This is a genomic window from Limnohabitans sp. Jir72 (assembly GCF_003063575.1).
In the GTDB taxonomy this organism is placed as follows: Bacteria; Pseudomonadota; Gammaproteobacteria; order Burkholderiales; family Burkholderiaceae_C; genus Limnohabitans_A.
Window position 1 is genome coordinate 306,871 of sequence record NZ_NESC01000001.1, and the last position, 13,973, is coordinate 320,843.

Consider the following 13,973-nt stretch of genomic DNA (forward strand, 5'->3'; position numbering starts at 1 on the left):
AGACTCAGCTGCGCAAAGCCGCCTTGAGTGCCACCCCGATTTCAGGCTTGGCAGCGAATGGGTCGGGCGGATTGATGCCCTGAACGATGGCTTCCATGCGGCTTTGCACATTGCCCAGCGCATGCGGGTGGCTGTAGATGTAGAACTGGTCATGGGCGACCGCATCGAACACCTTTTGCGCCACATCGGTGGCCGACACTTTGCCACTGCCCACCGCTTTGTCGCTCTGCGCCTGGCCGATCAATTGGCTGGCTGTGGGTTTGTCCGCCGCCAGCGCAGAGGGCCGATTGCGCTCGCTTTGACTGATGCCCGTGGGCACAAAGTAAGGGCACAACACGCTCGCGCTGATCTGGTCAGACACCAGATGCAAATCTTGGTAAAGCGTTTCGGTCAGTGACACCACGGCGTGTTTGCTCACGTTGTAGATGCCCATGTTGGGCGGCGTCAGCAAACCGGCCATGCTGGCGGTATTGACGATGTGGCCACGGTAAGTCGGATCGGCTTTGGCGGCTTCGAGCATCATGGGCGTGAACAGGCGCACGCCGTGCACCACGCCCCAGAGGTTGACGCCCAGCACCCATTCCCAGTCTGCGACCGAGTTTTCCCAAACCAGGCCCCCTGCTCCCACGCCCGCGTTGTTGAACACGAAGTGCGGTGCACCAAAGCGGGCTTTGACGTCGGCAGCGAGTTGCTCCATGGCTTGGGCGTTGGAGACGTCCACCTTGCGGGCCAGCACCTGCACGCCTTGGGCTGTCATTTCGGCTTCGGCCTTGTCCAGCGCGTCTTGCTGCACATCCACCAGCACCAGGTTCATGCCCAGCTTGGCACCGATGCGGGCGCATTCGAGACCAAAGCCCGAACCTGCGCCGGTCAATACAGCGGTTTTACCTTGAAAGTTGTCGATCATGCGGCGGCCTTTTTGAGTGTGAATCCCACGCGGGGGAAATGAACATGCACCGTGCCTGCGCGCTCATCGGTGCGGCGCAAGGTGTAGCGGGTACGGGTGGCAGCCATCAGGTCGCCCTCGGTGGGCTCCAAGCCAAAATTGTCGGCAGCGATCACCACTTGGCTGCCCAGCGCGATGCCGTGCTCGTCTTGGAAAACCTCGCCTTGCACAGAAACGGGCGTTGAACTTTGGGCTGTTTGCAAGGCTTCTTCGGCACTGCATTTGCCGGGGGTGCCGTGGCCGATGGCCTTCATGCGGGCCATCCAGCTTTTGACTTCGGGCGTGGCGTCCAGAATGCCCGCGAGGGCTGGCGTGCGCTCTTGGGTGAACCACAGCGGGTGGTAGAGCGCAAAGTCGGCCACGCAGGGCTGCGCGCCCAACACAAAGTCTTGCCCGTGCAGCATGTTGGCGATGCGCCGCAGGTAGCTTTTGTAGGTGGCGGCGGCGTCTGTGGACGACATGCGCGCCGCGCCACTGCGCATGGCGGCGCGGTCGGCCACAAAGGCCTGCACGCCTTCGGCGGGTGTGCCCGCAAAGACTTGCGCCACGCCCGCAGGCTGGAAGTTGTAGGCCATGGCCGCGGTGAACAAGGCGGTGTCTGCCCACTGCGTCACGATGCGCGCTGCGCCGTTGAGGGCCACGGGGTAGAGGCTGGGCGTGGGTGCGAGGTGCTCCAGCACCTCGCAAATCAGCGCCGTATCGCAGTAAATGTCGGCCCCGATTTGCAGCACAGGGGTGCGGCGGTACCCGCCTGTCAAAGCGGTCAAATCGGGCTTGGGCATGATCATCGGGATGAACACGCTCTTCCAAGCCAATTGCTTGTGGCCCAGAATCAAGCGGACCTTCTCGGCGAATGGCGAGGTCGGGTAGTGGTGCAAGATCAGGTCGGACATGTTGGCTTTCAGAGCAACTTGACCAATTGCTTGCCGAAGTTCTTGCCTTTGAGCAGGCCGAGGAAGGCCTCAGGTGCAGCCGCCAGGCCCTGAGCCACGGATTCACGGGGGCGCAGTTTGCCCGTGCCCACCAGGGTGCCGAGTTCTTGCAGAGCTTCGGGCCAGACTTCCATGTGCTCGCTGACGATGAAGCCTTCGATCTTCATGCGGTTGACCAAAATCAGCGCAGGGTTGCTCATGGGCAGGGGCGCGCCGTCGTAGCCAGCGATCATGCCGCACACCGCGATGCGGGCAAACGCGTTGGTGCGCAGCATCACGGCGTCCAAGACCATGCCGCCCACGTTTTCAAAGTGGCCGTCGATGCCATTGGGGCAGGCTTCGCGCAGCGCCTTGGACAGGCTCAGATAGTCTTTGTGTTCTTTGTAGTCGATGCAGGCGTCAAAGCCCAGCTCGTTGACCACGTAGTCGCACTTGTCTTTGCCACCGGCAATGCCCACCACGCGGCAGCCACGGGCTTTGGCCAGTGCGCCATAAGCGCTGCCCACGGCGCCGCTGGCCGCGCTCACGGTGACGGTCTCACCTGCTTTGGGGTTGATGATCTTGACCAGGCCATACCAAGCGGTCACGCCGGGCATGCCCACGGCGCCCAGGTAATGCGACAGCGGCACATGGGTGGTGTCCACTTTGCGAAGTGCGCCGATCACGTTGGCGTCGACCACGCTGTACTCTTGCCAACCGCCCATGCCAACCACCTGGTCACCGGCTTTGAATTTGGGGTGGCGGCTGTCCACCACCTCGCCCACGGTGCCGCCGATCATGACGTCACCCAGCGGCTGGGGCACGGCGTAGCTCTTGCTCTCGTTCATGCGGCCACGCATGTAGGGGTCCAGGCTCAGGTAATGGTGGCAAACCAAAACCTCGCCGTCTTTCAGTTCGGGCAATGGCAGCTCGACCATTTTGAAGTTGTGGGTGGTGGCTTCGCCTTGTGGGCGGTTGTCCAAAACGATGCGGTGGTTGATGGGCATGTGTGTCTCCAGTGAAATTGAAAAGGTGAATGGGTCGGGCTCAGTCGGTCGAAGGTGAAGGCGTCTCGCGACGGCTCACGTACTTGAAGGTGCCGGTGGCCGTGGCGCAGAGCTGGCCTTCGGTGTCGTAAATGCGGCCTTCGGTGAAGGCCATGCTGCGTGTGCGGTGTTGCAAATGGCCTTTGCCCACCAGCGCCTGACCTGCAGGCACTTTGGCTGGGCGCATGAAGGTGGTTTTCATCTCGATGGTGACCACGCCCATGTCGGGGTCGACGCTGCGCGCCGCCGTGGCCATGATCACATCCAGAAAAGTCATGACGGCACCGCCGTGCGTGACGTCGAATGAGTTGAGGTGTTCGGGTCGTGGCGCGAAATGCAGCTCGGACTGGCCGCCCTCAAACTTCTCCAAAGTAAATCCCAGATGGTCAACAAAAGGGATCTTGGCGCCGAAAGGGATGCTCATGCTCAAGGACTTTCGCATCAGCCGCCGATGATGGCGCTGACGCCACCGTCCACGGCCATCCACTGGCCGGTGATGTGCTTGCCTGCGTCCGAGGCGTACAGCAAGGCCAGGCCTTTGAGGTCTTCGTCATCGCCCAAGCGGCGCAGGGGGGCACCTTGAGCCATCTTGTCGGCGCCCAATTTTTCGAGCAGGCCGTAGGTCATTTTGCTGGGGAAAAAGCCGGGGCAAATCGCGTTGACGGTGATGCCATGCTCGCCCCACTCGCCTGCCAATGCACGGGTGAAGTTGATCACTGCGCCTTTGGAGGTGTTGTAGGCGATGGTTTTCATCTCGGACGGGTTGCCCGCCAAGCCCGCAATGGACGCCACGTTCAAGATGCGGCCTTTTTTGCGCGGGATCATGCACAGCTTGGCCACTTCTTGGGCCAAGATGAAATAGCCGCGCACGTTCAGGTTCATGACCTTGTCCCAGGCATTGACTGGGTGTTCTTCTGCTGGCGCACCCCAAGTCGCCCCTGCGTTGTTGATCAGGATGTCGATCGGGCCCATGCGCTGCACCGTCTCGGCGGCGAGTCGGCGGATGTCTTCTTCCTTGCCACAATCTGCGGCAATCCATTGCGCCTCAATGCCTGCGGCTTTGAGCTCTGCGGCGGCGGCTTCCAGGTCTTCGGCCTTGCGCGAGCTGAGCATGATTTTGGCACCCGCCTCGCCCAAGGCGTGGGCCATTTGCAAGCCCAGGCCGCGCGAGCCGCCGGTGACCAAGGCCACTTGGCCGGTCAAGTCGAAAAGTTGTTGGATGGTGCGTGTCATGGTGTCTTTCTTTTATTTCATCAAATGCTTGGCCAATGCCATGTAGGCGGGCAAAGAGTTGGGGTCATTGAAGGGGTTGTTGGGCATGGGGTGCGAGGCAAAACGGACGATCACCATCTCGGCCTTGGGGTCGATGTAGATCGCCTGGCCGTGGATACCACGCGCTGAATAGGCGCCGTGTTCGTTGTTCGAGACCCACCACATGTTGCGGTAGGACCAGCCCGGCAAAGTGGGGAAAGTCGCTTGCGGGAAGGCGCTCTTGTCACCGCCTTTGGCGATGTCTTGCACGACAGCTGCGGGGATGATTTGCTGACCGTTGAACTTGCCCTGGTTGCGCATCATCTCGCCAAAGCGGGCCATGTCGCGCAGGCCGGCATTGAGGCCGCCGCCAGCAAACTCGTTGCCCACGCTGTCCACGGTGAAATAGGCGTCTTGCTCCATGCCTAAGCGCGACCAGATCCGCTCTGACAAGAGTTGCCCGATCGATTGACCTGTGGCGCGGCGGATCACCCAACCCAAGGCGTCTGAGTTGACGGTCTTGTAGGCAAAGGAGCCGCCGTGTTCGCCCTCTTTCTTCACGGTTTGCAAAAACTCGTAAAAAGTTTGTGGTCCTTGGTAGCCGGGCGGGCGCGGCAGGACACCGCCAGCACGGGTGTGCTGCCAGATTTCGGCATTGGGGTCGAGGTAGTTTTCGCTGTACTTCAGGCCGGTGCGCATGTCCAACACCTGGCGGATGGTGGCGTCACCAAAGGCACTGTCTTTGAGCTCGGGAACATAGCGGGACACCGGGGCGTTCTCGTCGAGTTTGCCTTCGGCCACCAGCATCGCGCCCAAGGTGCCAAAAAAGGATTTGGTGACCGACATCGAGATGTGTTGGCCCTCAGGCCGCAAAGCTCCCGCATAACGCTCGTACACAATCCGGCCCTTGTGCAAGACCACCACACCATCGGTGTAGTTGGCATCAAAGGCCTGAGCCCAGGTCATGGGCGTGTCTTTGCCTAAAGGAACAAAGCTGACCGCATCAAGGTCGTCTCGCAAGGCACGGGGCAAAGGCACGGGTGCACCCGTGCCGCGTGAAACCTGGGTGGTCGGGAGGAGTTGCCGGAAATTCGAAAAACTCCAACGCGTTTGCGGAAATTTGTAACCCGATCCATCGGCAAAACGGATCAGTTTGTCGGCAGGCGGCGGCGAGCCCACCATCCAGCCCAAAGCCACCGGATCGGTTTGAGCCGCTGTTGGCAATGTGGGGGTTTGTGCCAACAAACCGCTTGCTGCGGCGGTCATGGTCAATCCCATCACAGTGCCTCGCAAAAGTGAACGTTTCATGTGTTGTCTCCAGTGCTTGAGGTCTTGGGACCTTCTTTACAGGGGGTAATCCATGCAGCGGCGCTCTTTGACGACCGCCTTCATGAAAGGCTTGATGGCCAGATGTTGCGGGTGATTTTGGTATGCCGCTAGCACCTGCGCGTCATCGACCAGCATGTGCAGCACCAGGTCGTTGGTGCAATCCATGCCGGGTACGGCGGTGGCCACTTCAAAAGTCTGGATGCCGGGCACCACTTGGGCGCAAGACAAAAGCAATGCTTTGGCTTTGTCCAGATTGGTGGCCTTGTCGGTCCCTTCGGCGTGGTCTTGCAGGTTCCACATCACGATGTGTCGGATCATCAGAAAGCCTCCTCGGGCAATTCGGCGCAGGTCGGGTCGCGGCTTTTGACCACATTGAGCCAAGCGCCAATTTTGGGCAATTCGTAGCGGAAGAAGTAACGGCAGGCGGCGCGGCGGCCTTGGGCCGCTGCGCTGCTGTCGTCGCCCAAGCTGTGGGCCACGTCGAGCCAAATCCAGGCAATGACGGTGTGGCCAAACGCTTGCAAATAAGGCACGGCATTGGCCAAGGCCTGTGCAGGTTCGGCACCGGCCCAGGCTTGCTGGGTGGCTTGGCCGATTTGCTGGAGGGCATCGCGCAAGGCGGCGGCTTCAGTTGCCCAGCCCGTCTCGGCCTTGGCGGCTGTGGCCATCATGCGTTCGCCCAGCAGTTGCAAGCCGCGCCCGTTTTCCATCAGCACCTTGCGGCCCAGCAGGTCCATGGCCTGGATGCCGTGGGTGCCCTCGTGGATCATGTTCAGGCGGTTGTCGCGCCAGTACTGCTCCACCGGAAAGTCGCGCGTGTAGCCATAGCCGCCGTGGATCTGGATGGCCAGGCTGTTGGCTTCCAGGCACCACTCGCTGGGGAAGCTCTTGACGATGGGCGTCAGCACCTCCAGCAGCAAACGCGCCACATCGGCGTCTTCTGCCGTGCCGGTGTGCTGCTCGTCCACCAGGCGGGCGCTGTACAAAGCCAGCGCCAGAGCGCCTTCGCTGTAGGCCTTCTGAGCCAGCAGCATGCGCTTGATGTCGGCGTGCTCGATGATGCGCACCTGCGGACGGCTGGCGTCTTTGCCCCCTGCCCCACTGGGTCGGCCTTGCGGGCGGTTCTTGGCGTAGTCGAGGCTGGCGTAGTAACCGGCCATGCCCAGCATGGTGGCGGCCATGCCCACGCCAATGCGGGCCTCGTTCATCATGTGGAACATGCAGCGCAGGCCTTCGCCGGGCTTGCCGACCAAGTAGCCCACGGCGCCGCTTCCGGCACCGTCCAAGCCTGCGCCCGATTCACCGCGAACGGGGTACTTGCCTTCGCCAAAATTCAGCAGCGTGTTGGTCGTGCCGCGCCAGCCGCATTTGTGGTTGAGCCCCGCCAGCGCCACGTCGTTGCGCTCGCCCGTGAGTTGCCCCTGTGTATCCACCAATTTTTTGGGCACGATGAACAGAGAGATGCCTTTGACGCCCGGCACCAGTTGGCCATTCGCATCCGGAATCTTGGCCAGCACCAAATGGATGATGTTCTCGGAGAGTTCATGCTCGCCGGAGGAGATCCACATCTTGTTGCCCTTGAGGCGGTAGCGTGCCCCCAAAGCATCAGCTTCAAAGTCAGTGCCATCGGGTGTGGCGCGGGTGGTGACGTCACTGAGCGACGAGCCCGCTTGCGGCTCGCTCAGGCACATGGTGCCCGAAAAGCGGCCACTGAATTCGTTCAGGGCAAACACCTGTTTTTGCAGCTCGGTGCCATGGACCATCAGCAAATTGGCGTTTCCGCTGGTCAGCATGCCCGAGCCGATGCTCACCGAGGCCATGGCAAAAAACGCATTGGCCGCCGCCTCCACGGTGTAGGGCAATTGCATGCCGCCAAACTCATAATCTTGCGCGGCGCTGAGCATGCCCGACTCGGCATAGGCCTTGTAGGCGTCGTGCGTGGCTTGGGGCAAGATGACTTTTTCGCCGTCAAACTGCGGCTCTTGTGTGTCGACCAGGCGGTTGAACGGTGCGTACTTCTCGCGGGCAATGCGCTCGCAGGTGTCAAGCACCGCGTCAAAGGTTTCACGCGAGTGGTCGGCAAAACGTTCGCGGGACTGCAGGCGTTCCACCTTCAGCCAGTCGTGCAGCAAAAAATCAACGGTGGGGCGCAGGCTCATGTCGCATCATCCCGGTTCAGAAAAAAAACAGACAAAGAAAAAGGCGGTCAGCTGCAAACCGACCGCCTTGGTGTTGATCAGGCGTCAACAGCCAGGGGCATCACAGCACTTCAAAAATGCCGCAAGCGCCCATGCCGCCGCCAATGCACATGGTCACCGCCACGCGCTTGGCACCACGGCGTTTGCCCTCGATCAAGGCATGGCCTGTCAGGCGCTGGCCTGACACGCCGTAGGGGTGGCCCACCGCGATCGCGCCGCCGTTGACGTTCAAGCGATCGGCCGGGATGCCCAGCTTGTCGCGGCAGTACAGCACCTGCACCGCAAACGCTTCGTTCAATTCCCACAGGTCGATGTCGTTGACGGTGAGGCCCAGACGCGCCAGGGCTTTGGGCACAGCGTAGACGGGGCCAATGCCCATTTCGTCAGGCTCGCAACCGGCCACAGCAAAACCCAGGAAACGGCCCAGTGGCTTCAAGCCACGTTGCTCGGCCAGCTTCTCGTCCATCAGCACGCAAGCGCCTGCACCGTCCGAAAATTGGCTGGCATTGCCTGCCGACACCAGGCCGCCGGGCAGCGCAGAGCGCAGGCCGCTGATGGCTTCCACGGTGGTGCCTTCACGCAGGCCTTCGTCCACGCTGACGGTCACTTGCTTGGTGGTCATGCCCATGACTTTGTCGATCACGCCTTGCGTGACGGTGATGGGGGCGATTTCGTCGTTGAACAAACCGGCAGCTTGCGCAGCACAGGCTTTTTGCTGGCTGGCCGCACCATACGCGTCCATCACATCGCGGCCGATTTTGTAGCGCTTGGCCACTTGCTCGGCGGTTTGCAGCATGTTCCAGTAAATCTCGGGCTTCATTTTGGCCAGCGCCAAGTCTTGCAGCATGTGGGTGTTCATTTCTTGCTGCACGCAAGAGATGCTTTCCACGCCACCGGCCACATAGACCTGGCCTTCGCCCGCGATGATGCGTTGCGCAGCCAAGGCAATGGTTTGCAAGCCGGAGGAGCAAAAACGGTTGACGGTCATGCCCGACACAGAAATCGGCAAACCGGCTTTGAGGGCGATCTGGCGGGCGATGTTGGCACCGGTGGCACCCTCGGGTGTGGCGCAACCCATGATCACGTCTTCGACTTCGGCGGCGTCAATGCCTGCGCGGGCCACGGCGTGTTGCACCGCGTGGCCACCCAGAGTCGCGCCGTGGGTCATGTTGAAGGCGCCTTTCCAGCTCTTGGCCAGCGGTGTGCGTGCGGTAGATACGATGACAGCATTCGTCATGATGGTCCTTTCAAGTGGGGGACAGAGCTGAAGATCTGTCCCGCCAAAAATTTAAAAAATCAGTTGAATGTCTTGCCTTCGGCCACCAAACGAGCCAAGAGAGGCGCGGGTTGCCAGAATTGGGCGTCGTCATGTGGGTTTTTGGCAAAGCGCTTCATGGCTTCGGCCACGTTGAACAGGCCAATCGTGTCGGCGTAGTTCATGGGACCGCCGCGCCAGAACGGGAAGCCGTAGCCGGTGATGTAGACCATGTCGATGTCGCTGGCCTTGCTGGCAATGCCTTCTTCCAGAATGTGGGCGGCTTCGTTGACCAGCGAGAACACCAGGCGTTGCACGATTTCTTCGTCCGAAATTTTGCGTGCTGTGATGCCCATGTCGGCGCGGTGTTTTTCGATCATCTCGACCACCACGGCGCTGGGGATCGCGTCGCGCTTGCCCGCTTGGTAGTCGTACCAGCCTGCGCCTGTTTTCTGGCCGTAGCGGCCCATTTCACACAGCAAGTCAGCGGTTTTGCTGTACTTGAGGTTGGGCTTTTCGGTGTAACGGCGCTTGCGGATCGCCCAGCCGATGTCGTTGCCAGCCAAATCGCCCATGCGGAAAGGGCCCATGGCAAAGCCGAACTTCTCAACAGCCTTGTCGACCTGCGCAGGGGTGCAGCCCTCTTCGATCAAAAAGCCGGCCTGGCGGCTGTACTGCTCGATCATGCGGTTGCCGATGAAACCATCGCACACGCCAGAGACCACCGAAGTTTTCTTGATCTTCTTGCCAATCGCCATCACGGTGGCCAGCACGTCTTTGCCGGTCTGCGCGCCGCGCACGACTTCGAGCAACTTCATGACGTTGGCAGGGCTGAAGAAATGCATGCCGATCACGTCTTGCGGGCGCTTGGTGAAGGATGCGATTTTGTTCACGTCGAGCGTTGAGGTGTTGGACGCCAAGATCGCGCCGGGCTTCATCACTTCGTCGAGCTTCTTGAAAACGGCTTCTTTCACGCCCATTTCTTCGAACACGGCTTCGATGACCAAGTCGGCTTGGCCGATGTCGTCATAGCTCAGCGTGGTGCTCAGCAAGGCCATGCGCTCGTCGTATTTCTCTTGCTTGAGCTTGCCCTTTTTGACCTGTGCTTCGTAATTTTTGCGGATGGTGGCCACGCCACGGTCCAGCGCGTCTTGCTTCATCTCGAGCATCTTGACCGGGATGCCCGCGTTCAGGAAGTTCATGGAGATGCCGCCACCCATGGTGCCTGCACCGATGACGGCGATGGCTTTGATGTCTCGCATGGGGGTGTCGGCTGGCACATCCGGAATCTTGGACGCTGCACGGTCGGCCATGAAAATGTGGCGCAGTGCACGGCTTTCTGGCGTCAACATCAAGTTCATGAAGATGTCGCGTTCAACGACCATGCCGTCTTCAAATTTTTTCTTGGTGGCGGCTTCGACCGCGTCCACGCACTTGACGGGTGCGGGCAGGTTTTTGGCCATGCCTTTGACCATGTTGCGGGTGAACTGGAAATAGGCATCGCCTTGTGCATGCTTGCAAGGCAGATTGCGCACCAAGGGCAACGGCGAACCGTCTGCATGGGCTGCAGCCACTTTTTGAGCCAGTGCCAGCGCCTCTTCGGCCAGGGTGTCGACCGATTTGGCCATCGCGTCAAACAGCTTCTGGCCGGGCAACATGGCCAGCATCTCACTCTTGATGGCTTCGCCGCTGACGATCATGTTGAGCGCGGCTTCGACGCCGATCACACGGGGCAGGCGCTGTGTGCCGCCCGCGCCGGGGATCAGGCCCAACTTGACTTCGGGCAAGGCAATCGAGGTGCCAGGCGCTGCAATGCGGTAGTGGCAGCCCAAGGCCAGCTCCAAGCCTCCGCCCATGGCCACCGAATGGATGGCGGCCACAACAGGTTTGGCCGAGTTTTCGCAAGCGCGGATCACGCTCAACAAATTGGGTTCCTGAATGGCTTTGGGCGAGCCAAATTCACGGATGTCCGCGCCGCCCGAAAAGGCTTTGCCGCCACCGGTGATGACAATCGCCTTGACGGCTGCGTCGTTGTTGGCTTTTTCCAGCCCATCGGTGATGCCGATGCGGGTGGACAGACCCAAACCGTTGACGGGCGGGTTCATCAAGGTGATGACCGCGACATCACCGTGGACTTTGTATTCAGCTGTCATGCTGGCGTTCCTTTGCGTGAAATAAAGCTGGGAATAAAAAAGAACGGTCGTTCGTTTTTAAAGATTGTAGTGGCTGATAGAGAGAATGGCATCCCGGACTGTCTCAACCGGGACGGCGCTCAGACTTCCAGCCACTCCTTGCGAATGTAGGTGTTTTGACGGAGCTCCTCGGGCGTGCCCTCAAACACGATGCTGCCATGGCCCATGACCAGTGCGCGGTCTGAAATGTTCATCGCGATGGTGAGCTTTTGCTCGATCAAAAGCACCGAAATGCCACGGCTCTTGAGCTCCTGAAGGTACTGACCCACCAGTTCCACAATCTTGGGGGCCAGGCCTTCGGTCGGCTCATCGATGATGATCAGGTCGGGGTCACCCATCAGGGTGCGGCAAAGCGTCAGCATCTGCTGCTCACCGCCTGACAACACCCCAGCCTCGGTGTGTTCGCGCTCTTTGAGCCGAGGGAACATGGCGAACATGTCGTCAAAAGACCAACGCCCGTTTTTTCCGCTGCGCTTTTGACCGAGCTGCAGGTTCTGGCTGACGGTGAGCTTGGGGAAGATGTCCCGGTTCTCGGGCACATAGCCAATGCCCAGATGCGCCACTTCGTAGGCTTTCTTGCCTTGAATGGCTTGACCTTGCCAGTCGATGCTGCCTTGGCAGTCCACCAGACCCATGATGGCTTTGGCCGTGGTGGAGCGGCCTGAGCCGTTGCGCCCGAGCAAAGCAACGATCTCACCTTGGCCCACACCAAAGCTGACGCCATGCAGCACATGGCTCTTGCCGTAATAGGCGTGAAGGTTGTCAATTTTGAGCATCTCAGTGGCCTCCCGCCTGGCTGTCGGCCACACTGGAGCCCAGATAAGCCTCTTGTACTTTCGCATTGGCACGCACGGCCTCGGGCGTATCAAAGGCGATCACCTCGCCATAGACCACCACCGCGATCTTGTCGGCCAAGCCAAACACCACTCCCATGTCGTGCTCCACCGTCAGCAATGTTTTGCCCACAGTGACTTCCTTGATCAGGTGGATGAAGCGCGAAGTTTCGCTCTTGCTCATGCCGGCCGTGGGTTCGTCCAGCAAAATCACATCTGAGCCACCCGCAATCGTCACCCCAATCTCCAGAGCGCGTTGCTCCGCATAGGTCAGATTCATCGCCAGCACATCGCGTTTTTTGTCGAGGTGAATCATGTCCATCAACTGTTCGGCGCGCTCGTTGGCGTCTTTCAGCCCCGAGAGGAACTTGAAGAAGGTGTACTTGTAGCCCAGGCTCCAAAGCACCGCGCAGCGCAAGTTCTCGAACACACTCAACTTTGGAAAGATGTTGGTGATCTGGAAGCTGCGCGACAACCCCATGCGGTTGATCTCGTAGGGCTTCTTGTGCTGAATGGCTTGGCCATTGAGCAAGATGTCGCCGCTGGTCGGGCCAAAGCGGCCGCTGATCAGGTTGAACAAGGTGGATTTGCCCGCGCCGTTGGGGCCGATCACGGCCACGCGCTCACCGGCCTGAACGGCCAAGTTCACACCACGGATGATTTCGGTCTTGCCGAAGTTCTTGCGAACGTCTTTCAGTTCCAGTGCGTAGGTCGTACTCATACTGCAGTCTCCCGGCGCTTGATTTCTTTTTCAATTTCGGTCTGGATGTCACCCCACTCGCGCATGTACTGGCGGCGAGACAGTTCAAACAAGCCCAGACCGGTCAGCATGACAAAGGCACACCCGAACCAGCTGTCCAGCCCCTTGGCATTGAGCGTGGCGCCCATGAACTTGACCGTGTCACCCAAAGCCGAGTTCAGCTGCAAGTGGTAGACCATCTCGATCATGGCGCCTGCTCCTGCCAGCATGACAAAGGCCGTCAGGGCCAGGCCCAAGTAACTGGTCCAAATCTGACGCAGCTTGCCAAACTTGGCCACCCGCAGGTTCATCATGATCAGGCTGGCAATGCCGCCGGGGGCGTACATGACCATGAACAGGAAGACCAAGCCGAGGTACAGCAACCAGGCTTTGGTCAGCTCGGACAGCAAGACAAAAGCAATGACCATCAAGACGGCGCCGATGATGGGGCCAAAGAAGAAGGTGGCGCCGCCCAAGAAGGTGAACAGCAAATAAGCCCCCGAGCGCCCTGCCCCCACCACTTCGGCGGTGACGATTTCGAAGTTCAGCGCCCCCAGCCCCCCTGCAATCCCCGCGAAGAAACCGGCAATGATGAAGGCGATGTAACGCACACGCTGGGTGTTGTAGCCGATGAACTCGACGCGCTCCGGGTTGTCACGCACCGCGTTGAGGATGCGACCCAAAGGCGTCTGGGTGAAGGCAAACATCAGCGCCACACACACGAAGGTGTAGGCGGCGATCAGGTAATACACCTGAATCTGGGGCCCATAGGTGATGCCAAAGAAGGCTTGCCCGGCCACACGGTTGCCCGAGACACCGGCTTCGCCCCCGAAGAACTCGGAGAACATGAGCGACATGGCAAACACCAGCTCGGCCACGCCCATGGTGATCATGGCAAAGGGTGTGCCCGATTTGCGGGTGGTCACATAGCCGAGCAAGATCGCAAAGCCCATACCTGCCACACCACCGATGATGGGCAAAAGGCTGACCGGTATGTTGAGCTGGCCACCACTGACCGCGTTGAGTGCATGAATGGCCATGTAAGAACCCAGGCCGGTGTACACGGCATGGCCAAAGCTGAGCATGCCGCCTTGCCCCAAGAGGATGTTGTAGGACAGGCAGGCAATGATGGCAATGCCCATCTGGGCCAGCATGGTGGTGGACAAATTGCTGGTGAAGACCAGTGGTGCCACCAGCAGCACCAAGGCGAACAAGCTCCAGATGACCCAGCGGCCGACGTTGTATGGTTTGAATTTGTAAACAGCAGCCATGG

Annotated in this window: 13 protein-coding genes; all 13 read right to left on the minus strand. The window is 60.1% G+C overall.

The window, feature by feature from the left end:
- Nucleotides 1-4 precede the first annotated feature (4 nt).
- Nucleotides 5-907 (minus strand): SDR family oxidoreductase, encoded by a 903-nt coding sequence (locus tag B9Z52_RS01190; RefSeq protein WP_108412036.1) that lies wholly within the window; start codon nucleotides 905-907, stop codon nucleotides 5-7.
- Nucleotides 904-1,839 (minus strand): glutathione S-transferase family protein, encoded by a 936-nt coding sequence (locus B9Z52_RS01195; protein WP_108412037.1) that lies wholly within the window; start codon nucleotides 1,837-1,839, stop codon nucleotides 904-906. The genes B9Z52_RS01190 and B9Z52_RS01195 overlap by 4 nt, the downstream gene beginning before the upstream one ends.
- Nucleotides 1,840-1,847: 8 nt before the next feature.
- Nucleotides 1,848-2,864 carry an NADP-dependent oxidoreductase gene (locus tag B9Z52_RS01200; protein ID WP_108412038.1) on the minus strand — a complete coding sequence of 339 codons (1,017 nt, stop codon included), beginning with the start codon at nucleotides 2,862-2,864 and terminating at the stop codon, nucleotides 1,848-1,850.
- 40 nt (nucleotides 2,865-2,904) lie between these two features.
- Nucleotides 2,905-3,327, minus strand: a complete 423-nt coding sequence (locus B9Z52_RS01205; protein WP_108412039.1) for a PaaI family thioesterase — start codon at nucleotides 3,325-3,327, stop codon at nucleotides 2,905-2,907.
- Nucleotides 3,328-3,344: 17 nt separating this feature from the next.
- The gene (locus B9Z52_RS01210; RefSeq protein ID WP_108412040.1) at nucleotides 3,345-4,136 is read right to left on the minus strand and encodes an SDR family oxidoreductase; all 792 of its coding nucleotides are present in this window, start codon (nucleotides 4,134-4,136) and stop codon (nucleotides 3,345-3,347) included.
- Nucleotides 4,137-4,148: 12 nt separating this feature from the next.
- The gene (locus B9Z52_RS01215; RefSeq protein ID WP_108412041.1) at nucleotides 4,149-5,462 is read right to left on the minus strand and encodes a serine hydrolase; all 1,314 of its coding nucleotides are present in this window, start codon (nucleotides 5,460-5,462) and stop codon (nucleotides 4,149-4,151) included.
- Nucleotides 5,463-5,498: 36 nt separating this feature from the next.
- Nucleotides 5,499-5,801: a Dabb family protein gene (locus tag B9Z52_RS01220; RefSeq protein WP_108412042.1), complete on the minus strand. Its 303-nt coding sequence runs from the start codon at nucleotides 5,799-5,801 to the stop codon at nucleotides 5,499-5,501.
- Nucleotides 5,801-7,642, minus strand: coding sequence for an acyl-CoA dehydrogenase (locus B9Z52_RS01225; protein ID WP_108412043.1), 1,842 nt, complete (start codon nucleotides 7,640-7,642; stop codon nucleotides 5,801-5,803). Before B9Z52_RS01225 ends, B9Z52_RS01220 begins: the two co-directional genes overlap by 1 nt.
- 100 nt (nucleotides 7,643-7,742) lie before the next feature.
- Nucleotides 7,743-8,918, minus strand: coding sequence for an acetyl-CoA C-acyltransferase (locus tag B9Z52_RS01230; protein WP_108412044.1), 1,176 nt, complete (start codon nucleotides 8,916-8,918; stop codon nucleotides 7,743-7,745).
- Nucleotides 8,919-8,977: 59 nt separating this feature from the next.
- On the minus strand, nucleotides 8,978-11,089 hold the full coding sequence (locus B9Z52_RS01235; protein WP_108412045.1) for a 3-hydroxyacyl-CoA dehydrogenase NAD-binding domain-containing protein: 2,112 nt from the start codon (nucleotides 11,087-11,089) through the stop codon (nucleotides 8,978-8,980).
- A gap of 119 nt (nucleotides 11,090-11,208) precedes the next feature.
- Nucleotides 11,209-11,904 (minus strand): ABC transporter ATP-binding protein, encoded by a 696-nt coding sequence (locus B9Z52_RS01240; protein WP_108412046.1) that lies wholly within the window; start codon nucleotides 11,902-11,904, stop codon nucleotides 11,209-11,211.
- Between the two features lies 1 nt (nucleotide 11,905).
- Entirely contained in the window at nucleotides 11,906-12,682 is a 777-nt protein-coding gene (locus B9Z52_RS01245; protein WP_108412047.1) for an ABC transporter ATP-binding protein, read from the minus strand.
- Nucleotides 12,679-13,971, minus strand: a complete 1,293-nt coding sequence (locus B9Z52_RS01250; protein ID WP_108412048.1) for a branched-chain amino acid ABC transporter permease — start codon at nucleotides 13,969-13,971, stop codon at nucleotides 12,679-12,681. The genes B9Z52_RS01245 and B9Z52_RS01250 overlap by 4 nt, the downstream gene beginning before the upstream one ends.
- Nucleotides 13,972-13,973 lie beyond the last annotated feature (2 nt).